This window comes from Methylocystis sp. IM3 (assembly GCF_038070105.1).
In the GTDB taxonomy this organism is placed as follows: Bacteria; Pseudomonadota; Alphaproteobacteria; order Rhizobiales; family Beijerinckiaceae; genus Methylocystis.
The window spans coordinates 269,680-291,854 of sequence record NZ_JBBPBZ010000001.1 but is presented as its reverse complement, the minus strand read 5'-3'; the positions used below and the strand labels follow the sequence as shown (position 1 = coordinate 291,854).

At 60.9% G+C, this 22,175-nt stretch carries 25 protein-coding genes and 2 pseudogenes; 14 read left to right on the top strand and 13 right to left on the bottom strand.

Going from position 1 to position 22,175, the window contains the following annotated elements:
- Nucleotides 1-2 precede the first annotated feature (2 nt).
- The 4 genes from WOC76_RS01435 to WOC76_RS24190 all read left to right on the top strand — a co-directional run bounded on the left by WOC76_RS01435 (nt 3) and on the right by WOC76_RS24190 (nt 2,539).
- Entirely contained in the window at nt 3-251 is a 249-nt protein-coding gene (locus tag WOC76_RS01435; RefSeq protein WP_341431235.1) for a hypothetical protein, read from the top strand.
- A gap of 85 nt (nt 252-336) precedes the next feature.
- Entirely contained in the window at nt 337-702 is a 366-nt protein-coding gene (locus WOC76_RS01430) for a group I truncated hemoglobin (protein ID WP_341431244.1), read from the top strand.
- Nucleotides 703-712: 10 nt separating this feature from the next.
- Nucleotides 713-1,681: a 2Fe-2S iron-sulfur cluster binding domain-containing protein gene (locus tag WOC76_RS01425; protein WP_341102982.1), complete on the top strand. Its 969-nt coding sequence runs from the start codon at nt 713-715 to the stop codon at nt 1,679-1,681.
- A 291-nt stretch (nt 1,682-1,972) separates the two neighbouring features.
- Nucleotides 1,973-2,539 carry an HPP family protein gene (locus WOC76_RS24190; protein WP_445730572.1) on the top strand — a complete coding sequence of 189 codons (567 nt, stop codon included), beginning with the start codon at nt 1,973-1,975 and terminating at the stop codon, nt 2,537-2,539.
- 286 nt (nt 2,540-2,825) lie between these two features.
- Here the strand turns inward: WOC76_RS24190 and mscL are convergent, their stop codons facing one another.
- Complete coding sequence (mscL, locus tag WOC76_RS01420) at nt 2,826-3,251, bottom strand: large conductance mechanosensitive channel protein MscL (protein WP_341102980.1); 426 nt, start codon at nt 3,249-3,251, stop codon at nt 2,826-2,828.
- Nucleotides 3,252-3,778: 527 nt separating this feature from the next.
- On the opposite strand from mscL, the gene WOC76_RS01415 reads away from it, so the two are divergent.
- Entirely contained in the window at nt 3,779-4,030 is a 252-nt protein-coding gene (locus WOC76_RS01415; RefSeq protein WP_341102978.1) for a general stress protein, read from the top strand.
- Between the two features lie 344 nt (nt 4,031-4,374).
- On the opposite strand, the gene WOC76_RS01410 is transcribed toward WOC76_RS01415, so the two are convergent.
- Complete coding sequence (locus tag WOC76_RS01410; protein ID WP_341431234.1) at nt 4,375-5,868, bottom strand: NAD(P)H-dependent oxidoreductase; 1,494 nt, start codon at nt 5,866-5,868, stop codon at nt 4,375-4,377.
- A gap of 197 nt (nt 5,869-6,065) precedes the next feature.
- Here WOC76_RS01410 and WOC76_RS24185 point away from each other — a divergent pair.
- Both WOC76_RS24185 and WOC76_RS01395 read left to right on the top strand, forming a co-directional pair.
- A pseudogene (locus tag WOC76_RS24185) lies at nt 6,066-7,039 on the top strand (LysR family transcriptional regulator).
- Between the two features lie 262 nt (nt 7,040-7,301).
- Nucleotides 7,302-7,805, top strand: coding sequence for a DMT family transporter (locus WOC76_RS01395; RefSeq protein ID WP_341102973.1), 504 nt, complete (start codon nt 7,302-7,304; stop codon nt 7,803-7,805).
- A 383-nt stretch (nt 7,806-8,188) separates the two neighbouring features.
- Here WOC76_RS01395 and WOC76_RS01390 read toward each other — a convergent pair whose 3' ends face one another.
- Entirely contained in the window at nt 8,189-9,175 is a 987-nt protein-coding gene (locus tag WOC76_RS01390) for an AraC family transcriptional regulator (protein WP_341102971.1), read from the bottom strand.
- Between the two features lie 150 nt (nt 9,176-9,325).
- Between WOC76_RS01390 and WOC76_RS01385 the strand changes: the two genes are divergently transcribed.
- Nucleotides 9,326-9,697 (top strand): MAPEG family protein, encoded by a 372-nt coding sequence (locus WOC76_RS01385; RefSeq protein ID WP_341103052.1) that lies wholly within the window; start codon nt 9,326-9,328, stop codon nt 9,695-9,697.
- 78 nt (nt 9,698-9,775) lie between these two features.
- Here WOC76_RS01385 and WOC76_RS01380 read toward each other — a convergent pair whose 3' ends face one another.
- Nucleotides 9,776-10,192, bottom strand: coding sequence for a hypothetical protein (locus WOC76_RS01380; RefSeq protein WP_341102968.1), 417 nt, complete (start codon nt 10,190-10,192; stop codon nt 9,776-9,778).
- 3 nt (nt 10,193-10,195) lie between these two features.
- Nucleotides 10,196-10,627, bottom strand: a complete 432-nt coding sequence (locus WOC76_RS01375; RefSeq protein ID WP_341102967.1) for a regulator — start codon at nt 10,625-10,627, stop codon at nt 10,196-10,198.
- Between the two features lie 268 nt (nt 10,628-10,895).
- On the opposite strand from WOC76_RS01375, the gene WOC76_RS01370 reads away from it, so the two are divergent.
- The 3 genes from WOC76_RS01370 (at nt 10,896) to WOC76_RS01360 (ending at nt 13,629) form a co-directional block, all read left to right on the top strand.
- Entirely contained in the window at nt 10,896-12,290 is a 1,395-nt protein-coding gene (locus WOC76_RS01370) for a sensor histidine kinase (RefSeq protein WP_341102965.1), read from the top strand.
- A complete protein-coding gene (locus WOC76_RS01365; protein ID WP_341102964.1) occupies nt 12,287-12,937 on the top strand; it encodes a response regulator transcription factor in 651 nt (216 codons plus the stop codon). The genes WOC76_RS01370 and WOC76_RS01365 overlap by 4 nt, the downstream gene beginning before the upstream one ends.
- A gap of 227 nt (nt 12,938-13,164) precedes the next feature.
- A complete protein-coding gene (locus WOC76_RS01360; RefSeq protein WP_341431233.1) occupies nt 13,165-13,629 on the top strand; it encodes a DUF3280 domain-containing protein in 465 nt (154 codons plus the stop codon).
- A 145-nt stretch (nt 13,630-13,774) separates the two neighbouring features.
- Here WOC76_RS01360 and WOC76_RS01355 read toward each other — a convergent pair whose 3' ends face one another.
- Nucleotides 13,775-14,554, bottom strand: a complete 780-nt coding sequence (locus tag WOC76_RS01355) for a TIGR01458 family HAD-type hydrolase (RefSeq protein WP_341431232.1) — start codon at nt 14,552-14,554, stop codon at nt 13,775-13,777.
- A gap of 142 nt (nt 14,555-14,696) precedes the next feature.
- Between WOC76_RS01355 and WOC76_RS01350 the strand changes: the two genes are divergently transcribed.
- A complete protein-coding gene (locus WOC76_RS01350) occupies nt 14,697-14,840 on the top strand; it encodes a hypothetical protein (RefSeq protein ID WP_341102959.1) in 144 nt (47 codons plus the stop codon).
- A 247-nt stretch (nt 14,841-15,087) separates the two neighbouring features.
- On the opposite strand, the gene WOC76_RS01345 is transcribed toward WOC76_RS01350, so the two are convergent.
- Complete coding sequence (locus WOC76_RS01345) at nt 15,088-16,029, bottom strand: S1C family serine protease (RefSeq protein WP_341389987.1); 942 nt, start codon at nt 16,027-16,029, stop codon at nt 15,088-15,090.
- 53 nt (nt 16,030-16,082) lie between these two features.
- Entirely contained in the window at nt 16,083-16,505 is a 423-nt protein-coding gene (locus WOC76_RS01340) for an OsmC family protein (protein WP_341102958.1), read from the bottom strand.
- Between the two features lie 1,282 nt (nt 16,506-17,787).
- Here WOC76_RS01340 and WOC76_RS24180 point away from each other — a divergent pair.
- Both WOC76_RS24180 and WOC76_RS01335 read left to right on the top strand, forming a co-directional pair.
- Nucleotides 17,788-17,832: pseudogene (locus WOC76_RS24180) on the top strand (hypothetical protein); the annotation flags it as partial.
- 124 nt (nt 17,833-17,956) lie between these two features.
- Nucleotides 17,957-18,442 carry a DUF5996 family protein gene (locus tag WOC76_RS01335; protein WP_445730571.1) on the top strand — a complete coding sequence of 162 codons (486 nt, stop codon included), beginning with the start codon at nt 17,957-17,959 and terminating at the stop codon, nt 18,440-18,442.
- Nucleotides 18,443-18,467: 25 nt separating this feature from the next.
- Here the strand turns inward: WOC76_RS01335 and WOC76_RS01330 are convergent, their stop codons facing one another.
- The 5 genes from WOC76_RS01330 to folB form a co-directional block, all read right to left on the bottom strand.
- On the bottom strand, nt 18,468-18,836 hold the full coding sequence (locus WOC76_RS01330) for a VOC family protein (protein ID WP_341102957.1): 369 nt from the start codon (nt 18,834-18,836) through the stop codon (nt 18,468-18,470).
- Between the two features lie 9 nt (nt 18,837-18,845).
- Entirely contained in the window at nt 18,846-19,247 is a 402-nt protein-coding gene (locus tag WOC76_RS01325; protein ID WP_341102955.1) for a hypothetical protein, read from the bottom strand.
- A 553-nt stretch (nt 19,248-19,800) separates the two neighbouring features.
- Entirely contained in the window at nt 19,801-20,562 is a 762-nt protein-coding gene (locus WOC76_RS01320; protein ID WP_341389991.1) for a dihydrofolate reductase family protein, read from the bottom strand.
- 717 nt (nt 20,563-21,279) lie between these two features.
- Nucleotides 21,280-21,816 carry a 2-amino-4-hydroxy-6-hydroxymethyldihydropteridine diphosphokinase gene (folK, locus tag WOC76_RS01315; RefSeq protein WP_341102953.1) on the bottom strand — a complete coding sequence of 179 codons (537 nt, stop codon included), beginning with the start codon at nt 21,814-21,816 and terminating at the stop codon, nt 21,280-21,282.
- Entirely contained in the window at nt 21,813-22,172 is a 360-nt protein-coding gene (folB, locus tag WOC76_RS01310) for a dihydroneopterin aldolase (protein WP_341102951.1), read from the bottom strand. Before folB ends, folK begins: the two co-directional genes overlap by 4 nt.
- Nucleotides 22,173-22,175: the final 3 nt, after the last annotated feature.

The following is a 22,175-nucleotide window of genomic DNA, read 5'->3' as shown; positions in this document are numbered from 1 at the left end:
GCATGAAACGGACCGAGTTCGGACGCCTGATCGACACTATCTTCGCCTCGAAAGCCGGCGAGGAGCTGTCGTGCAGCGATTATTTCGAGCGATTGCCGCGTTATGCCGAGCTGGAGGCTACAGGAGAGGACGCCGCGGCGCGCCTCCCAGACGTGCGCCATCACATGCATCAGTGCCCGGAGTGCGAAGAGGTTTACCTGGGTCTCCTTGAAGTCGTCCTGGCTGAAAAAAAATCCGACGCCTCAAGGTAAGAATCCTCCCTCACCTCCCTCTAAAGGAGCGTTCGAAGAAAACTGGCCGCCGTCGAAACGCAGCTGGCCTGAGGGAGGGATACGCATGTCTAGTCTTTATGAGCGTCTCGGTGGCGAAAAGGCGGTGGACGCCGCGGTCGACCTTTTTTATCGTACGGTTCTCGCCGACGGCCGCATCGCACGCTTCTTCGAAGGCGTGGATATGGAAGATCAGCTCGCAAAGCAAAAATCCTTTTTGACCATGGCGTTTGGCGGCCCCAATAAATATACCGGCAAAGACATGCGAAAGGCGCATGAGAGGCTTGTCGCCAAGGGCTTGAACGATTCACATGTCGACGCGGTGATCGAAGACCTGTCGAGAACGCTTCGGCAGCTCGGCGTCGCTGAAAAGGAAGTGCAAGAAGTTGCGGCGTTGGCCAATTCGGTTCGCAGCGACGTATTGAACCACTGAGGCCCAAGCGATGACGCTGCTCACCTATCGAGAGGCAGCCATCGAGATCGAGCCGGGGGAGGACGTTCTTTCCGCGCTGCTACGCGCTGAAATCGACGCGCCTCACTCCTGCCGATCCGGGGTCTGCCAAAGTTGCCTGCATCGCGTGGTCGAAGGCAGTCCGCCGGCCGCCGCGCAGAAGGGGCTCAGCGACGCGCAGAAGGCGCTGGGTTATTTCTTGCCCTGCGTCTGCGTGCCCGATGCGCCTCTGACCATCGTGCCGGCGCAAGAAACCGGGACCCGATCGGAGGCTGTCGTTCACTCGATGGACCGCCTTTCTGGCGACGTGGTGCGGCTGCGGCTGGAACATGATTCGAACTTTGCCTATCGCCCCGGGCAGTTTCTGGAGCTCATCACCGACGACGGACTTGGACGGCACTATTCAATTGCGAGTGTGCCCGAGGAAGATGCCTTCATCGAGCTCCATATCCGTCTTCATCCGGGTGGGAGAATGAGCAGATTCATCTCCGACGAGCTTGCGCATGGCCGTCGGCTTCATATCGCCGGTCCTCTCGGAACGTGCATTTATGAAGGCGTCGATGCCGATCAGCCGATGGCGCTGATCGGCTCGGGGACTGGCCTAGCGCCTCTGATCGGCGTCCTGCGAGACGCTCTGAGGCGCGGACATCGTGGTCCAATCCGCCTGTATCACGGAGCGCGAGAGCGCAACGGATTGTACCTGCACCGTCATCTAAAGGAGCTGACGGAGAGGCACGCGAATCTGAACTATGTCCCGCGCGTCCTTAGCGATCCCGATCGTCACGGCGGCGACGTGGCGGCGGCGGCGCTAGAGCATGAGAACGAGCTCTCCCAAACGGCGTTCTTCCTCTGTGGGGGCGAGAGGCTGGTAGGCCGCCTCAAACGCGATCTCTATATGAAGGGCGCCAGCCTTAAGCAAATGCGTTCCGACACGTTTCTTCCCGCGAGGTCAGGTCGTTGAGAATTCTCGACTTGCCGTCAAGCGATTCCTTTTGGTTCGCGCGATGGTTCAGCCCCCGCGTCTCCGGCGACGCTGCTGGCAAATCGGGAAAGATTTTCGAACGCACAGAGTAACCATCAGCTCTTCAGCGTCCACTCTCAATGGACTTGAGCACGGGCCCTGCTCTTAGGGCCATTGCGGTGTTTCACTAAAAGGTGCCTTGCGACGCTGGATAAAGGATGAATCGGTAGAGAAAGCACGGTGCGATCTCAACCGGTTCATTTCGATACTTCCATCCCAGGTGCTTGAAAGATGAGTCCTATTTCCACAGACGACTCCCGAACTGCCGAGGTCGTTGATTACGGAAATTACCGTATCCGCATCGTCGTATCGCGGCTCTATGCTGCGCTTGCGTCCGGATTGGCTATCGGGGCTATTGGTGCCCTGGCGTTAGCAGCCGACCAACCCTGGGTTTTCCCTAGCCTTGGGCCAACCGTTTTTATACAGGCTGTCACGCCACACGAGCCTGGCGCAAGGATCTGGAATACAATCGTCGGTCACGCCATGGGCCTTGGGGCTGGGCTTGTGGCGTTGTTTGCATTCGGCGCTCAGAACACACCGGCGGTCATGAGCGGTGAAATTCTGTCAATGCAGCGGGCGGCGGCAACGGCTCTTGCGGTCTCTGTAACGGTTGGCCTGCAATCGGTTTTGAATGCTCAGCACCCGCCTGCCGCGGCGACCACCATGCTTGTCACGCTCGGTAGCCTGAAGCCGAACTGGAACACGGTTTCTATCGTCACAGCCGGGGTCCTATTCGCTACCGCTGTCGGCTTGATCGTTAGAATATGCCATCCCGCAATCTCTCGAAGAGACCAATGACGACGGCATCTGTAGCGCAGAGGGAGTGCCGCCAAATTTGTGGATTCTTGGGTCAACTAACCGGAAGCGGGTCGGGAAGGGATAGAATGATTGTTAGCTCGAAGGTGAACATCGCCGCGTCCTACGGTCATCCCTGTCCTGAAAAATTCCGCGGCGGGAAAATCAGCTTTCCCAAAACCCGAACGGGGGCGCGCGTTTGGATAACGTCGCCTGGGGCCCGAACATCTCACAAAACGCCTAAACACGGGAGGCAACCACCGTGAGACGGCCTCCCGTGGTTGAAAGATCAAAGAGTTCCCGAGCGCCCGCGAATGGCGTCCCGAATTTCTTCGAGCAACAGTTCGTTGCGAGGCGGCGCAATTGGAGCGGCCGGAGGAGCCTGCTTCTTCAGCCTTTCGAACTGACGGATGACGATAAAGAGGACAAAAGCGACAATAAGGAAATTGACAGTGATCGTCACGAATTGTCCGTAGCCGATCGTCGCGCCGAGTTTCTTCGCTTCGTCATATGTCATGTCGGAATGCGCCGCGGTCGAAAACGAGTAATAATAGTTGGAGAAGTCCAACCCGCCCGTCAGCTTGCCGATGATCGGCATGATGATGTCGTCAACAAGCGAGGAGACGATCTTGCCAAAAGCGGCGCCAATGATGACGCCGACCGCGAGATCGACCACGTTGCCTCGCATAACGAAATTCTTGAAATCCTGTAGCATGCTGGTCTCCTTAGATATCATGAAGCCGAAGCCAGAGGTTCGCCGCGTGTCCCACTCTTACAACGAGTGCCGCGCTAGCGGATGCAGGAAAGAAGAGAACAGGGCCACGCCCGTGGATTCTGCGTCGATGCGTAGGGTGGCGCAAACTCGATTATTTAAGATGATCTCAAAAAAGCGGAAGCCGCGGGTCTTTCCCGCGGGATCTCGTAAACGGGCGCTGCTCCCAGAACTTCACACGCCCGCGAATAGAATGGTGGCGCTCACGGCAGACTCGCCCTCGTAAGGGCGCCGCTTCCGATCCCACGATCTCACGCCCAGCGCTTCCACATCCAAATGTGGAGAGGCCGGAAAGTTTTTCCCCGTATCCCTCGAAGCGAACTTGCCGCACGACAGGCGGAGCTCGTCTCCCCCACTCGGGGGGGATCACCTCATCCCCGCCCCCGCGACGTCGCTCGGCTCGCCGTAGCCTTGTCACCGCCTGAGCCTGACCTACGTAACCTGCCAAGTTCAAACTTAGGGAGGCGCTCATGGCTAACTCGAAGCGAGGCTTTGCTTCTATGGACCCCGAGAAACAGCGCGAGATTGCCCGTAAGGGCGGGCAAAGCGTGCCGAATGAAAAACGCAGCTTCTCGCAGAACCCTGAACTCGCGGCGCGCGCCGGACGAAAGGGCGGACAGAGTGTCGATCCGACTAAACGGAGCTTCGCCAAGAACCACGCTCTCGCATCAGAAGCGGGCCGCAAGGGTGGGCATGCGTCGCACGGTTCGCATAGAGCTTGATACGCATTCGCCTGAGCGCGGGCCAGTGCGCTCAGGCCGCTTAAGCTGATAAAGAGGCGACAATCAGCGAAATGGTTATTGCGCTGCGTAGGTGGCGTGGCAAGCTTTGCCACGTCACTCCATGTTCGAGCGGCTTTATGCGAGTGTGGAGTTCCAGTGTAAGCAGCTTGTCCCTAATCCCGATTAACATGCAAGAAGAGCCTTCGATCTTCCCGGTCGACCGCGAGGTTGGAACGCGGATCTCGGTCAAAACAGTCTCGAGCAGCTAGCCGCGTGGCGCAGGTCGCGCGCCTGAACCGCCCCAAACCGCGTTGGGCGTTGCAAACGCCCACGCCGCTCAATAATCAAGCGCGTTGAATTGCCGCGATGACAGTCAACAAGGCTGCGCCTAACTTCTCGGCCAGCGCTACATCAGACACCATGGAATTCGCGTCCAGGGCTCTTGCTTTTCCTTCGATTGGGATAGTGAGGGACCCCGCCTCAATAAGCCTGGCGGACATTGTGGCGAGGGTCTCCCGAAGTTGGGCGTCTGCATGGACCGCGCGTGGCGAGGTGTGGAGCAGCGCTACGGGCTTTTCGGGAAATTCAATGCTGCCGACGAGCCAGTCGAGCGCGTTTTTCAAGGAGCCGGGAACGCCATGCGCGTATTCCGGGGAGCAGATCACCACGCCGTCGCTGTGACCGATGTTTTGACGTAACGCGCCAACTTCGCGGGGAAGAAGATGAGGCGCATCGGCGCGATCGAGATCGGGATTGAAATGCGGCAGGCTTGCAAGCCGATCGTAGAGAACAAATTCGACGCCGGGAGGTGCAAGCAAGGCGATCGCCTTTAGCGTCGCCGTGTTCGTGGACGCCGATCGCAAGCTGCCAGAAATCGCCAATAAGCGCATGGCAGCCTCTATGCGTCGCTTGCAAAAGATCGAGCCGTGGCGGGGGCTCCGACCTCCAGCGGCGTCGGGCCGGACCAAAAGCGAGAAGAGAACTTGCGCGCATCGACCCGATAGGGACGATCCCAAAAAAAAACGCATCTCGGCCATTTCACGCATTAAGGACGAACCGATCCCAAGGATCGGCAGGAACGCAAGCGGCAAAGCGAAAATGCGTGTCGCGCTACCGAGCGCCTGGGCGCCGAGGGATAGAATTTCGCGCGGCGTGCGCGTCGGCGCGCAAGGGAGTTGCCAAGCGTGGCCGTAAGCGTTGTCCGGCGCATCGAGCAGGGTGACGACGCCGCGTGCGACATCCGTGACAAAAGCAAAATCATGCTGCGTGTCAGGCGGCACCAGCAAAAAGGCGCGCTTCCTTTTCGCGATTGCGCCGAAGGCGTACGCGCCCAAATGAGATAAAGTTACGCCGGGTCCGTAGAAATCCGAGGCGCGGAGCGCCGTTGCGCGGATTCGTCCGGCTTCCGCCGCCGCCATCCAGATGCGCGTCGCCGCGACGCGAGCCACCGGTTTTACGCCGATGGGCACGAGTGGCATGTCTTCCCGCAATGGCGCATCCTGCGGTCCATACATGTAAAGATTGTCCACAAACACCATGCGTGCACGGGTCTTCTCGCAGGCGCTGACGAAGTTCGTCATTGCGCGTGGCCAGGCGACACGCCAGAAATCGCCCGCATAAGGAAATCCTACCGCGACGACGATCTGCCGCGCGTCTTCGGTTGCCCGACGCACAGCTTCGGCGTCTAGGACGTCGCAAGCCATGAAACTCACGCCTTGCGGCAAATCAGCGGGCGCGTGGCGCTGTGCAACACGAACGGAGACCCCTTGCGCGAGAAGCCGCCGCGTTGTCTCCCGCCCCACCGGACCGAAGCCGAATATAGTAACATTGATGCTCATCTGCCTCTACTTTGAGTCTTACTACATTTGCAACGCGGCGCGCGCCCTCGTGGGCGAGGTTAAGACTCCACGCCCACCAATCGTGAGCTGTTCCGGCCCGGTAAAAACTCAAATCGGGGCGGCGGCGGTAGCTCTCTTCCCCATCGAGATGCTGTGCGAGCGTATCGCCGTGCCTTGCATATCCAAAATGCATTGTTATGATCCGCCCTATGCGCGAAACGAATTTAGCCGGCGTCGATCTCAATCTTTTACCGGCGCTCGACGCCATGCTGCGGCGGCGCAACGTCACGCGCGCCGCTGAAGATGTTGGCCTCAGCCAACCGGCTATGAGTCGCGCGCTCGCGCGGTTGCGGGACCTGCTCGGGGACCCGCTCCTCGTTCGCACGCGCGAAGGCTTCGCGTTAACTCCGAAAGCGCAAGCGCTGGCGCCGCGCGTCATCGCAGCGCTCGATGGTCTGAAGCCAGTATTCAGTAAGACGCCATTCGATCCCACAAAAGAGCGCCGAGTTTTGCGCGTCGCCGCAGCCGATACGCAGTCGATCTTGCTCGGCCCAGCGATCATGAGACGCCTGTCCCGCGAGGCGCCCCTGGTTGATCTTTGCTTCGAACCCTACGGCGACGTTCTCAAGCGATTGGAGCGAGGCGCGCTCGATCTCGCTTTCGCGTTGGCGAGCACGCCTCTCCCGCCTGGGGCCGTGAGCGAGACCGTCGCGCGCGATGAACTTGCGCTTATTTTGCGCCGAGGTCATCCGGCCGCGAAGCGCAAATGGAAACTCGGAGACTACGGTCGCTTCGATCATGTCGGCGTCGCGCTGCTTGGCGACGGAACATCCGACATTGACGCCATGCTCGCTCGGAAGGCGTTTCCCGCCGCATGGCCCTTACCGCGCCGCATTTTACAGCCGCGCTCGCTTGCGTTGCGGCGACGGATTTGGTCACGACTCTCTCGGCCACGTTCGCTCGCCGCTTTGTCGATCATTTCGGTCTCGTTCTGTTGAAGCCGCCTTTTAAGAACACAGCATTGCCGATGACCCTCGTTTCCACTCAAGTTCAGGCTACCGACCCCCTGCTAAAGTGGTTTTGCGCGCTTGTGCGTGATGAGGCCAAGGAAATCTACGAAGGAAAAATCGCGTGGCGTAGACAGTCAGAAACGCCAAGGACAACAGGATAAGCTGGCAACTTGGCGAAGGCCGTCGCAGTCCCCGCCAGGAATCGGCAGAATCTTAGAGGCGTTAGTCGTTCGGCTTACATTCGCTGTTTGCTGATGTAGCTGATGAAGGCGCACAACCGTCACCGTCAAATTTCACGCGGCCATTTCGTTGACGGACGAGCGCAGACTATTTCTGCGAACAACCCGGCGGATTTCGGTTTGATTGAGGGCAATTGCCTCATATATCCGTTGGTAAGCCGGGATAGGAGCCGCGGCGTTGGAGGTGCGCAGTAGTACGCACTGGGGGTCAGCGTCGCTGCTCGACCGCGCGAAGGCCGCCGCAGCGTCGCGCTGGGGAGAAGGCGTGTTGCTAGTACTTTTGAGCGCCGTCGCCTATGCGGTCTATCTCATTGGTAGTCAGACGATCATTGGGCGTCTCGGCGCCAAGCGCTATACCGCGCTCGCCATGCTGGCGGCGACGGGCGGTGTGTATTTGCATTACGGCCTTTCAAATCCCCGCTTCGATCTGCTGGAGCAACCTGCGGCCGTCTATGGCTATGGATTGGCGCTTGGGATCTTTTCGGCCATCCTGCCAAGCTTTCTTACTTCGGAAGAGATCGCACGGATCGGCGCGGCGCATACCGCGATCATTGGCGCGACTGGGCCGATCGCGACCCTCCTGATGGCCTGGTTTCTGCTCGGGGAAGCTATCACCGCCCTGCAGCTCTTCGGCACAATTCTCATGCTTCATGGCGTCCACCAGGCTTCGAGCAGCCCTGCGCGGTGAGTCCTGAGGGGCTTACCCGAAGGGGAGGGATTCTAATACCGTGACGGCCGGCGCCGGCGTTGTTGCTTGCCCCATTCGCGTGGACTGCGGGGCTCGCGGCGGAGAGCCTTTCGCGATTTCCACGCCGCGACTGTTTTTGGTCCAAAGAAGCAAGCCGCCATTCTGGGCTCCCGAAGTGAATTCGTTAGCCTGTCGCCTTTCAAAGAGGGTGCCGCTCTCTGACGCGGCGAAAAGCGACTCTTGAGGGGCAGGTTGCGCACCTTGCCGGGCGTGAGCAGGGGACGGTTGATGAGGTCATCAAGCGACCCCAAAACCATGGATAGGAGAGTCGTAGTTCCTGCTCCGCGCCGAGAAGGGCAATGTTTAGCCGCGATCCGCGCTCGCTATTCTGCTGGCTCCCGACTTTTCGCGAAGGCGGTCGCCCTTTTTCGACGCCATTGGGCCGGTGGGCGACCGACTTGAGCCTTGAACGCGCGGCTAAACGCGGGGACGCTCTCATATCCAACGCGCTCGGCGATGCGATCAAGAGGCGACTCCGTCTCGCGGAGAAGGCGACAGGCGACATTGAGGCGCCATCGGCCGACATAGGCCATGACGCTTTCCCCCATGGTCTCCCGGAAGCGAGCCGCAAAGCGAGAGGGAGACAACGCAACCCGCGCCGCCAGCGCCTCCACGCTCCAATCTGCGCCGGGATCGGCGTGCACATAACGCACCGCCTCTGAAATCTTCGGGTCAGCCAGCCCCCGAAACCAGCCTGCGTCTCGCGCGCGCTGGCGCTGCTGAAACGAACGTATCGCCTCGGCGCAGAGCACTTCCAAAAGGCGCTGGGCGGTAAAGCCGTTGCGGGAGCGCCGCCCGCACTCCGCCGCCAGCATCGCCGCGGCGCCGGCCAGCGCCGGGCTGGCCTCGACCCCGCCTGCCGGGACTTTGAGCGCGGACGGCAGCGCGCCCAACAGCGGGTTGAGCGGAGTCGCTCGAATGACGAAGGCGCCGCAGATTAGCTCTGTCGCCCCCGGTTCGTCCTTTGGCGTGCCAATCCGGTTGGCGTCGCTTAAGATCGTTTCCAACGCCGCCGACTGTGCGACATCGCCATTGGACAGGCGATGCGCCGACCCGCCCGGCAGCAGCAAAAGCTCGGGCGCCTCCACCCGACCTACTGTCTCGCCCTCGCGCGACAGATCGAAGCCGCCACGACGGGCCAGGTGAAACGGCAACACCCGCATGTCCGGCCCCACGCCGAGAAGGCAGCGAAGCCTCGACTCTGCCGGCACGTCGACGGCCCAGGGCGGTTGGTAAGTCTCGTGAACCAGCACCGAGCCGGAGATGCGTAGATCATCCAAGGCGTCGTCCAACGGATCCGCGAGGCGCATGACAGTCGTTCCGGTCAAGAAAACGAGCGGCGCGATCATAGATAAGATTGCCGCAGAGGCGTAGCTCTTTTCTCCGTTGCAGCCGGCGCGGCTGATCGCGCCTGGAGAAGCCTAATGACCAACCAGACCCCTGAATTGACTTAAGTCGCCCTGTCCGCAGCCTTTACCGGCTTATTGTGGATTCCAATCGTCCTTAACCGCTTTTACGAGATTGGCGTGTGGCCGACGTTGAAGAACCCCCAGCGCGGCGCGCAGCCGCACGTCGATTGGGCTTATCGGCTGGCGAGCGCCCACCACAACGCCGTCGAGAACCTCGTCGTGTTCGCGCCGCTGGCGCTCGCCGTCCATGCGCTCGGCATTGGCGCGCCAATGACGGCGCAGGCCTGCGCGCTGTATTTCTGGAGCCGGGTCGCACATGCGATCGTCTACGCCCTCGGAGCGCCGATCCTACGCACCATCGCCTTCCTGATCGGGTTCGGCGCACAGGCGGCGTTGTTTCTGCACATCGTTGGCTTGGCGTAGATTGGCTTAAGATGCTGCTGCGTTACTGCGGCCCGGACGCCGGGGCCGCTTTCTCTGCTGCACGCTGCTACTGGCCCTTCACGAAAACACGACGGCGGCCGCGATTGTCCACGCCGCCGCCGCAAAGCCGATCGTCGTCGCCACACAACTCGAGATGATCGCGGCGAACAAGCCCGCTGGGGGCGCTGCTTTGTAATCCGGCCGCATGGCGTGCACCAGAAAGGCGAAGGGGTTGAAAAAGGCGCCAAAACACGCCGCGGCGATCAACCAGTTCGGCGGCGCCGCGCCGGTGAGCCGGCACAATCCATAGAAGACGAAGAGAAACAACGCCATCATCAGATAGTCGATATGAGAGCGGACGAGATCCGCCCGGTTGGGAAGAATTCGCTGGAGCGCCGCGCCGGTGGGCGCGAGCAGCGCGACGAGCAGCCACGCTTCGATCAAAGCCATCGAAAGGCAAAGAGCGCCAGAAACGGCGAAAGCGGAGAGCCACATGATTCAGTTCCCGTCGCGATCGTAGAGGCCGGCAAAGTCCTCCAGTGTGAGATCTCGGATGACGTTCGAGTCATCATCGAGCGCCTGGTAGAGGGAGCCTTTCCCGTAGATGGCAAAGAGAACAACCGCATCCTGATCGCCCCCGCCTTCGCGGTGCGGCTCGTCGGAGGGCGGCGCGACCGTGAAGCGCCCCGTCGGCCTGATTTCCTTCAGCCGCCCGTCGAGATGATAAAGACGATGCTCGCCCTGGAGCGTCATTGTTTTGTTCAGGGTCAGATGCCGGTGAAGAATAATTTGCTGATTTGCGGCAAATTTGAAGACGACGTGAATGACTTCGTTTTTTTCGTCGAAGTCCAGAACCGACAGCGACAAATAATCGATTCCGTCGATCTGTTTCCAGCGGATATTGCGGTCGTCGAAGGCAAACTCGGACATGATCCTATTCCTCGTGGGGTTTCCGCTTAGATTTTGAGAAATCCGGCGGCGAGCGCCTATGGCAGGATGCCCGGATTCGGCCGGGGAATTTGCCCGGTCTGTGAATCGAGGCCCCCTCGCGCCGCCGAACCAGAGGACTGAGCTCTCCTGCGAGCGACCGGCGTTGGGCAATTTGCCCGATTTTCGCGGATGCGCCGGCTTATGCATTGGCGGCGCACGCGCCGACGGCTAGACTTCAGACTTCGCGCCAAGCTGCGGAGCGCCGTTCATGCGCCTCATTGTTCAATTGATCGCTCAGCTCATCGTAATCGCCGCCATAACGCTCATAGCGACCTCGGCGTACGTCATGATCGACGCCCACAAGAACGTCGAAGCCGAGACCGTCGCCACGGCGGACCGTGTCGCCTTCGAGCTCGAGAACCTGTTCTGGCGGGAGATTCTGTGGCGCGGCAGCATGCGGCGCGACAAGGTGCTGCCCGTTCCGAACTGGGAGTCGCTCTCAACGCTGAAGCTCGTCTCCCCCGGCGTGTGTCTCGCATTCGCCCCGGCGGGAGACGAGCCGCGCCAACTGTGCAGCCGTCTCGAAGGCGTCGGCGCGTCGGCGCCGGAATGGTTCGCGCGCGCCTACAGGGAGGTTTTCGGCCCCGAGAGGCCGGTGGCCCGGCAACTCACCGTCCGAGCGCCGGAGACCGGCATCGTCGTCGCCATCGCCAACGCCGATGCGGCAGTCCGTCAGGCCTGGGGCCAGATCTCCGTCGTCCTCGGCGTCGCGGCCTCCATGGCGGCTGCGATCTGCCTCTTGGCCGCCATGGCCATCGCCAGGGCGCTGGCGCCGACGCAGACGATCATCGAGGGATTGCGGCGTCTGCAAGATGGCAATTACCGACGTCCCATCGCCTATCAGGCGGCCGAGTTCGGGCTCATCGCCGAGGCGGCCAACGATCTCGCCGAGCGCCTTGCGCAGACGGCCGCCGAGCGTACGGCCCTCACCAAGCGCCTGTTCGAGGTTCAGGAGGAGGAGCGGCGCGCTCTCGCGCGTGACCTTCACGACGAATTTGGCCAGTGCCTGACCGCGACACTCGCGTTCGCGGCCTCCATAGAGGCCGGCGCTTTGGATCGGCCCGATCTCGCCGAGGATGCGCGTTCGATTTCCGGAGTCGCAAAACGGATGATGACGACTCTGCGCGAAGCGCTGGCGCGCCTTCGATCCCAGGACCTGGAGGAACTGGGGCTCGAGGCGTGCCTGGTTCAACTCGTCGCAGGATGGAACGCGCGGCCTCAATCGCGGGCAAAAGTGCATCTCGATCTCGCAGGCAATCTCAAAGCCCTGCCACGCGCGGTCTCAATCAGCGTCTACCGCATTGCGCAGGAATGCCTCACCAACGCCATGCGTCATGGCCGCCCAAGCGACATCCGCCTGAGCATCGAAAGCGGGCGGTCGAGCGATGGCCAGATCGCCATGACGGTCGAGGACGACGGCGGCGGCGATCCGGCGAGCGTGAAGGCGTCCGCCGGCCACGGCATATTGGGGATGCGCGAGCGCATCGCCGCTTTGGGCGGCAGCCTTTCCATCGGCCGTTCGGCCCATGGTCTTCTCATCGCCGCGCGGATTCCGCTCTCCCCGCCGGGCGGAACGGCGCCACCGGGACTCGCGACGGCATGAGCGCCGTGGCCATCATACTTGTCGACGACCACCCGATCGTGCGCGAAGGCTACCGCAGGCTCTTGGAGCGCCAACCCGGCTTCCGTGTCGTCGGCGAAGCGGACAATGCGGCCGCTGCCTATCAGCTTTACCGTGACATCTCGCCCGATGTCGTCATCATGGATCTCTCCATGCCTGGCGCCGGCGGGCTCGAAGGGCTTCGCCACATCCGCCAGTGGGACAAGAACGCACGTATCCTCGTGTTCACCATGCATAGCGGATCGGCCTTCGCGCTAAAGGCGTTCGAGGCGGGCGCCGCGGGCTATGTCACCAAGAGCAGCGACGCAAGCGATCTCATAAAGGCCGTTAGGACGGTTGCGAACGGCGGCCGCGCGCTCAGCAACGACGTCGCGCGGCAAATCGCCGCCGAACGCCTTGGCGACAACCGGTCCGTCATCGCGGACCTCGGTCCACGCGAGACGGAACTCCTGAGACTGATCGCCATGGGCAGGACGACGGACGAGATTGCCGCCTTGCTCAATCTCAGCACAAAGACCGTTCAGAATTATCATTACCAGATCAAGTCGAAGGTCGGCGCGCGGACCGACGCACATCTCGTTTGGCTGGCCATTGGCTCAGGATTAGTCGACACCGAGAATGCGGGCTGAACAAGTCTGGCATGTTGCGCTCTCCAAGGAGATTTGCCCGGCTGCTAACGGGAGCCTCGCCTAAGCCAATAGACGCTGGCCTGTCCATATTTCTTCCGCGTTTTATGTCGAACGGGAGAAATCAGATGGGATCGCTTAAAAACCTTCTCAGGGCGTGCGCGATCGTCGCTTTGCTTGCCCTGACCCCAGCGGCGGCGACCGAGTCATCGCGCCCAATCAAGCTCGCCGTGTTTGATCTCGAATTAGACGACTTCAGCACCGGCGGCCCAATCGCGGGAGAGAGCGCGGCCGAAACGGCGCGCCTTCAACGCATGACCACGCTGGTCCGCGACCTGCTTTCGCGGTCTGGCCTGTTCGAGCTTGTCGATGTCAACGCGTCTGCTAGCCCGACGGTCGCCGACCATTGGCTTCGAAAATGCAACGGTTGTGACGCCGACGCAGCTCGCGATCTGGGCGCCGACATGTCCTTCGTGGGATTCTTCCGGAAGATTAGCGTCATGGAGCAATATCTGGAACTTCGAATCCGCGATGCGCGCACGGGGGGGCTTGTCCATGTTTCGCAGACCGATCTGCGTGGCGAGACGGACGAGTCCTGGAGCAGAGCCCTGAAATTTCTGATTAGATACGAGCTTGTCGAACCGGAACTCAGGCGCCGCGACCATCCAGGGAGCGGTCAGGCACACGGGCAATAACAGGCCATGGCCTCAAATGCGCAAATATGCGGCTCATTACGGCGCAGAAAGTCTACAAGGCTCCGGTGTGCAACAGGGCGATCGGATTCCTTGAGCTGTCGTTGACGATTCGGATCCGTGAGTGCGATGCCGGGCGTTGCTGAATTCATCGTGTCTCTGGTGGGGCTTCGCGTTCAGGGGATTCCAACAGCCAAACGACGGCGGCCTCGAGATTCTCCGCCACAAAGGTGGGCCGCTGGGGGAGCCGCGCCTCCCGTCCTGTCTGGTACTTTCCTGTCCGGACGAGAACGCCCATCAAGCCTGCGGCCATCGCGCCGCCGACATCGGCCTCAGCGTCATCGCCGATCATCGCCACCCGATCGGCGGGGCGATGGAGCCCGGATACAGCAAGACTGAAGAACGTCGGCGAAGGCTTGCCCAGCACCAAAGCCTCACGGCCAGAGGCAAATTCGAGCCCCTTCACGAACCGGCCCGCATCGAGGCTCAGTTCGCCATCGCGGTCGAGAAAGCACCGGTTTTTCGCCAGCGCCAGGAAGACGGCCCCGCCGATGATCTTGCGATACGCGCGGTTCAAAAGGTCGTATGTAAAGAACTCACCCGCATCGCCTATGACCACCGCTTCTCCGCTCCCCGCCGCAATATCCGCGAACTCCTCCTGCAGATCGGGATGCGTCACAAGAAATGGCGCGAGGCCTCTTTGGAGCAGGAAGGATCGCGCCAAAGCCGCCGGCGTGTAGATTTCTTCAGGCGAGACCGAGAGCCCCAGGCGCGGCAGATCCTCGACGATGCGCCGGAGGGGACGTCTCGTCGTATTCGTCACGAAGCGGTAAGGAAGCCCCGCAGCTCGAAGCCTTTCGATTGCTTCCAGCGAGCCAGGCAAGGCCGCGTCTCCCACGTAAACGACGGCATCAAGATCAATGAGCACGCCTTCGGGAGCGTTTACGGCTCCGTGGCTCGCTGGAACCGCAGCCGTGCAAATCCTCCAGAAATTATCAAGGCGCCGTCGACGGCTTGTCGGCCGCTCCGCTGCGGATGACCAATACGGAAGGCTAGCCGTCGAGCAAGACATGAAGCTTGGCTTCGAGCTCGACCAGCTCGAAGACGCTATCGAGGCCGCTCACGCGTTCCTGAAGATGGTGCGGTGGGCGCAACTGCATGTGGCTCGTTATGTCGGCGACATCCTTGGGTCTGAGCTTAACGCCAAAATCTGAACGGTCCCTTCGAATATCGAGCGGCTGTGGGGTTTTCGCAAATCTCGAGGAAACTCGATGTCGAACAATCGCGAGCTCTCCTCGAGTTTTTAGAGGAGCACAAGCAAAACTAGACGTCAGCATGGCTCAGGAGGATCTCGGGGAGAGTGGAAAATTCAAAATCTATGGCAAATCTCGTTTCTCCCGTAGCTCGCGTAATCCAAGCTCTGCGCTTGGGGCGGCGGCCGCATGTTTCGTAAATAGAAACTCATGCGGCGCGGCGCTCCTTGGGCCCGACCCAAAAGCGCTTCAATTCAGAACGGCGCAAGACGTCAAATGCAACGACGCGTCCGATCACATCCGCGCTGAGGTTTCTCATGAGATCGTCAGCGCCAGAAACGATTTTGTCGTCGACGCGCAGAATAATGTCCCGCGTCATCAGGCCTGATTCCCAAGCTGGGCCGTTCGGTTCGATGGCGCTGATCGAGGCCCCTTTTTCCTGTTCGATGTCGAGTCTCAATGCGATGCGGCGGGGCACGGAAACGGTCGCGGTGCCGATGCCGATGTAGCCCCTTCGCACGCGCCCATGCCGGATGATCTCGCTCATCACGAATTCCGCAGTGCTGGAGGCGACCGCGAAACAGATTCCTTGCGCGGCCCTTATGATCGCCGTGTTAATGCCGACCACGTCGCCTGCGGTCGTGATCAAAGGGCCGCCTGAATTGCCGGGATTCAACGCGGCGTCCGTCTGGATGACGTCTTCTATTTGTCTGCCTGTTCGCGAGGGGAGGCTGCGGCCCAAAGCCGATATGACCCCGACCGTTACACTCGCTTCGAGGCCTAAGGGATTTCCAATGGCGAGCGCCAATTGCCCGCGCTTGAGACGGCGGGAGTCGCCGAGTCGCGCAGCAGGGAGGGAGAAGCTCTCGTCGATCCGCAACAGGGCCAGGTCCGTGTCTGGGTCGTCTCCCAGCAGACGGGCGGATAACACACGCCCCTCGATCGTCGTCGCTTCGACTCGACGCGCGCCGCGGACGACATGGCTATTTGTCAGCAAAAATCCGTCTGAAGAGACAATGACGCCCGAACCGGCGCTCGCCCGTTTGTCGCCGTGACCAGCTTCGAGTCTGACGACGGCGGGCGAAACGGCGTCGACAGCCTTGATGAGCATCTGCGAATAGGGGTCGAGCTCGGCTGTTGCTTCCTGCATCCCCATCTCTGCGCTGCGATCGAGGTTAAAGGCCGCCTTGGGGGCGGAAGCGATCAAACCAGCCTGGCGTCCAGGGCGATTTCGACGTTCAACGCCTTGGAGACCGGACAGTTTTTCTCGGCGCTTCGGGCTATTTCGAGGAAGGACGCCTCGTCGAGGCCGGGCACAGCGGCGCGCAACGTCAAGGCGGAGCGCGTGATTCGAAAGCCTGATCCGTCGGGCTCGATCGCCACCGCCGCTTCGGTTGAAAGTTCAGCCGCAGTATAGCCAGAGGCCTGCAGCTGAAAGGCAAGCGCCATTGTGAAGCAACCCGCGTGTGCGGCCGCGATCAGCTCCTCGGGATTCGTCCCTTGCTGGTCTTCGAACCGAGTCCGATAGGAATAGGGTGTGCGCGACAGCGTTCCCGACGCGCTCGTGAGTTCGCCGGTTCCGTCTCGGCCGGAGCCCCGCCATGGAGCTTGCGCTTTGCGGATCATGTCTCCTCCTGTCGAATACAAAAGCGGCGGCGCGGCGAACGCGAAAGGCATAAATCGTTATTGCCGGCGGCGGCGACAAGGGTCGCGAACTCGGGCATTGTCATTTGCGTGGCTGACAAGGCCGTTAATCAAAGGAGGTCGCAGAGCATCGGCGGCGGCAGCTCGCGCGGTAGAATTTCGCGCGCCTCAAGGGGCCCGCGACTTCCTCACTCGACGCCAACAATGCGATCATCCGCGCGCCTTCGCGCCTCTGGCGGACTTCGCGCGTGACCGCCCCATCATCGCCAACACGAGCTTCGTCAGAGTCCTCATTGCTGCGATCTCTACCGCACCGGTGGTACGATATCTCGCAGCCTCAAATTGGCGTCCAGCAAGATCTTCGTGGCGGGAAAAGAATGGTGCTGGCTATGCCCGACGGCGACCGGCTGGTCGCCGGACTGGATCTTCCAGCGCACTCAAGCTCAACTAGCCCCGTTGCTGGTTAGAGAACGTCTCCGAGAACCATCAAAAAAGGGCCCGAGGGTATATCCGCGGCGGCGTTTGCGCTCTCTTGGCCCACGATTGACGGGGAATGTGACCGCGCCATGTGGGACCATATTGCCGGATGGCCCTGCAGGAGGGAGGCCTTGATGTCACGTTCTATGCTCCGTGCGAGCCTTGCCAGCGCGGCGCTGTTTGCCGGCGCGCTGCTTGCCCATGCCCAGTCCGTGCCCCCGGCTGGCCCTCCCGCGGAGGTGGCGCCTCCTCCTAGTGATCCCGGTTACGATATTCCCGCTACACCAGCTCCTCCGGTAGCGCCGGCGCCGGAAGACGACTCGGACGAAGACTGAGTTCGCATTGGAGCAAATAAGATGCAAAAAAGTGCCCCGCGCGATTGTTCACGGTCGGGGTGTCTCGAAACGCGGATCGGCGCTCAGGCTCGCGCAACGGAATAGGCTACGCTTCGATCGGCCATATATGTGAGTGTGAGGCGATGGTTCTGATTATTTTGGTCGCGGTGGCGACAGTCGCACTGGTCTTTCTCGCCATTTGGGCTGTCATTTATCGCGCCGGAAAGCGGGGCTAAGTGGCCGACAGGTTGCAAAGGTTGAGAAACGCCCTGCGCGTACATCGGGTGTCGGGGCGTTTTGGCGGCATTCAAACTGCTATCCGCCGGCGCCGAGGTGACGAACGGCATATTCCAACCCTACGCGAGGGACAGCCGATGTGAGCGAGGCCGACGAAGGCGCATGGGCGGATTTCCCCCAACGCCGCCTGGCGGGAGGGCTGCGAAAGTGCACACTTGTGGACTCAGATCGTCGGAACGATCGGAGTATCGCTCACTCCCTGGCTCAACCACTTGTGGCATGTCACGCTCTATGTGCCGCTCCGCGGCCTCGCCGCCTCGCATCAGCGTCCCAACGAGATCGCCGACGCCATCCCATCCCGGGAGGATCGCGTTCACGCGGCTTATGAGCTTCTGGAGATTGCAGGCGGATCGTGCGTTCAAGTTGTTTGGCACGGGCTTTATCGGCAAGGCCAGCCCCGTGCATTTCTTCTGGGGCAGCTTCGACATCGCGACGACGCGGTTTTCCGGTCGCCGCGCGCCGCCGCATCCGGGCGGGGTTCCCAATCTGCCAGACGTCGTCGTGCGTGAAGCATACTCGCACGAGGTGAGTAGCGCCGGCTTTTGGCCCGGCGGCGGCTCTGTGGATTACCCGGCCTTCTATTCCTACGCCTATCCCGCGCCGCCGGGATTCGAGGGCGCGCCGGTGAGGTCGCGGGACGGCTTTTTCCCCAACGAGCTCAAGGAATTCAGCCTGCACTATGACGTCGTCCGGCGCGCCAAAGACCCGGATGCGATTCTCCTCGACTTTCTCCAAAGCGTCTATGAGGCCCCACCGGGATCGCGCCGCGCTCGAGACGTCCTTGGGGCAGATCGGCACCCCGTCCGGTGATCAGCCCGAGCCTGTCCTGAACCCATTATTGGGGAACTGTCATCAATTCCATGAGATGGCCGTCAGGGCTCTCGAAATAGACGCCGCGGCCCCCGCTCCAGTCATTGAGCTTTTTATCAGTCCGGCTCCAGGGCGCGCTCCCGAAGCTCGCGCCTTTCTCCTTGACGCGGCCGAAAATGGCGTCGAATTCGCGGTCGCTGATGTGGAACGCATAATGATGGGCGTCAAACGACGGGGCGTCAGAAAATAACAGAGTCAGCGTTTCATTCACCCGCACGGGCGCGAAGTGGTCGCTTTTGTTCTCGATAGACAAGCCGAAAACGTCGGCAAACCATTCCGCGGCGTCTTGCTTATTGTGAGCAGGAACGATCGTGTGGTTGAGTGTGATAGTCATCGCCAAGTCTCATTTATGCTCGCGCCCGAGCAGAACGCAGTGTTGCGTGTCGGAAAAGATAAGCCATTTCAGTCCAGGCGCAAGAATCAAGCAGCCGCTCGCCGGCATCGGCGCCTCTCTCCCTCGGCGTGGCGATGGGTCGAACCCGAAACCACACGCTGACTGAGGAGGAAACTTAATGTCGCTCATGACCTGGACAAAAGAACAATTTGGCACGAACTCAGCACCCACGATGCATCGCGAAATCTTTCGATTGGTAAATGCGCTCGGCGACTCTACTCTGCCGCGCATAAAGCCGAACATGACAAGCTCGTGGTGACAGGCGTCGATTTGCAGAAGAAGTTTCAGGCTGGCGAGGCGGAGATCGCGGGCGAAACGGTGGTATTTGTCGTTGGCCGGTTGAACAACCATATTCCCAGCATCGACAGACGTTAGGGACCCGTCCTAAACGCGAAGGGCGTTATTTGGCCAGCTTCCCGCGCAAGAAAGAGTCCGGTCGCCCGCCACGGCAGCGGGCGACCTTTGCGCGCCTGCCGATCCGAATCGAAACGCTCGCCGCAAAAGAAGCCCATGCGACGGAGCGTGTCGCGCCGCCTACGACCGAACGTCGGAGATGTCGGGACCAGCTTTGCCGCCACAATGTGCGCGCGTTATAATACCGACCTTTCGATCTACCGCCGTGTGCCTATCGGCGTGGTCATTCCTCCCGACGCCGAGGTCGGAGGAGCAGCATGCGCGAATCCTGGGGCGGGGTTGTGGAGCCTAACAAGATAGACGTACAACGCACGCGGCTTCGGGCGACTCGATGTGTTTCCGCCAGGCAATGTCGGCGTGGCGCACGGCCTCGTCAGTCTCCTGCGCCTGTCCCATCCAGCATCGCTCGACGGCATCATCGAGCGCTTTGGCGATTGCCGCGGCTATCTCTATATCTGCGCGCTGGGCGGCACTCTGCTGACCAAGGGACTTATCCGCTCGCCATCGTCTGGAGCGCGGCCCCATAGCTACTTTGCGTGAAGGCGTAGCGCAGGAGCAGGTGGTCCGACGCCTGTTTGACGCTCTGGAGCGTAAACCACGGCGCAGTTTCCGGAAGGAACAACGCTTGTTCGGCGAGGCCCAGACGCTGCGCCTCCACTCCCCTCCCTGCGATTTGTGGCGCGAGCGTCAGGAACAATTCATCTACCATGTTCGCAGCCAGGAATATGCCGAAGACCGTGGGGCCTCCCTCGTGCAGCAGAAGGCGAACGCGGAACTCGTCAGCGAGGATCCCTAAAACCGCCGCCGGTGTCGTCGTCCCTGATTCCCCTGTCGAGCGCACGGCGACCGAACCGAGCTTGTCGCGATGTGCACGGGCAAGCCGCAAAGCTCCCTCGTTAGTTGTAATGACGACTGCCGCCAAACCTGGCGTGTGAAAGGTCGCTTCGTCGAGGTTAATATTCCCACTCGAGGTCAGAATCACGCTGAGCGGCAAGAGCGGCTTGCCGAGCCTTGCGCGAAGCTGTGCGAAAAGCTCTTTTGCCTGCGGATAGACAAACGCGGGGGTGCGCAAATGTCCATGCGCGGCATGTAGCGATCCGGACCCAAACAAGACGGCGTCCGCCATGCTTCTGAGGAGCCCCATGGTGAATAAATCCTCAGGCTTGCCGCCGCTGATCTCCTCACCCCCCGAGCGGCCTGGGAGGCCGAAGGACACAACTCCGTCGATCGTTTCGACGAAATTGCCGATCACATAAGGTCGGCCAACCGACGCCATAGAGAAGGAAAGGTCGCCTCCATAGAGTTGCTGAAGCTCGGTGGGTAGCAGCGGAGCTCGCGGTTTTTCTCTCTCATAAAGGGTGACAAGACGCATCTGAGTGTCTCCTTCCCGCGCCCAGCAAGCAATTCGTCGCGGGCGCTCTCGCGCTGATTTATGACCGCAGCCACCGCAGCCATCCCCGGCACGCCATTAAATGGAAGCCCTCGCACTCATGGGCCGTCCTCTCGGCTTCGGAATTCACAGTGGAGGTCGTTCGTCAGGATGAGCGGAACCATCTGCTCAGGCGAAGACTGGGAGGCTAACTCCCAGGCCCTCCGGCAGATGGGATGCGATTCAGCCACAGCATTGGCCGTTCGGCCGGCGTGCGCGTCTTTGCGGCCAGCAGCCGCACTGCAGCCTCGAGGTCAATAAAGACGCTACGCATGGCGTCGCGTGGCGGCGAATGATATCAGCGGTCACCACGTATAGCGCGACACATCTGGGGTGAGAAAACGCACGCTTAACCGCGCCAGTATTTCGAGGGCTGCCGGCGGCGATCTTTCAAGAAACTACAACCAAAACCCATCTGCCGAACGAATTGGCGTGATACGCTAGCTCGTCGCCCCGTTGCCAGACCATCAAATTTCGATGGTTAGGGTGCCGAGCCCAGCGGCCTTATGCGTTCGAAACTCGTTAATGGATTGTTCCGCCTTATCTGCATTCGTCGGTCCCTCCCGACTTTGCACAGTAACCTCGAAGTTCGTTTGACAACGTGAGCCGGGTCATATGAAAATTGGTAAATTTCGCAGCGATATCACGAATGCTTATGCCGGTTCCCGGGAGCATCAGATCTGGCGCCACTTCGGACAGGGGGATTGCAACAAAGGCCCGCTTCTCGATGTCTTCGGCCGGAAGGCGAAGATCCGTCGTCTGCACCTGCTGAGAACCATACAGCAGAAGGTCGAGATCAATGGGGCGGGGCGCAAACGTGTCGTCAGTTCGGCGACGCCCTAAGCGGTGCTCGATCGGGCGAAGCACCTTATGCTTGAGTGATTCTGGCGTAAGGCCGGTCTCGATTACGACCACGCCGTTGATATAATCGGGCTGCTCAGGGCGGCCCTCAGCCGGCGTGCGATAGAATGTGGAGAAGCGAACCAGCCGGACTTGGCGTGCTAACAGCCGTATCGCCGTCTTGATGTTTGCTCCGGGCGAAATGTTCGAACCGACCCCGATGTAGGCCCGCGTCATTGCCCTGGCCTTCGACGGACGATTTCAGCGGCGACCGAGCGAGCAAAGCGCAACGCTCCGGGCTTGTCCAAGGTCACGCGCACCTCGGACACTCCCGCAGTCTCGAGGCAAGCGGCGGCGATGGCTTCGGCGAGAGCTTCGAGCAGATGGAAGTGGGAGCCCTCCATCAGCGCGAGCACCCGTTTTTTGATCGCTCGGTAGTCGACGCTATCGTCTAATACGTCGCTCTTGCCGGCATGGCTCAAATCCGTCGAGAGGGCCAAGCTGACAACGACATCCTGCTTCGCCTCCCTCTCATCCGGGCGGAGGCCGATGATGCAACGCGCTGAGAGCTCTCTAATGAGAATGCGATCCATCGG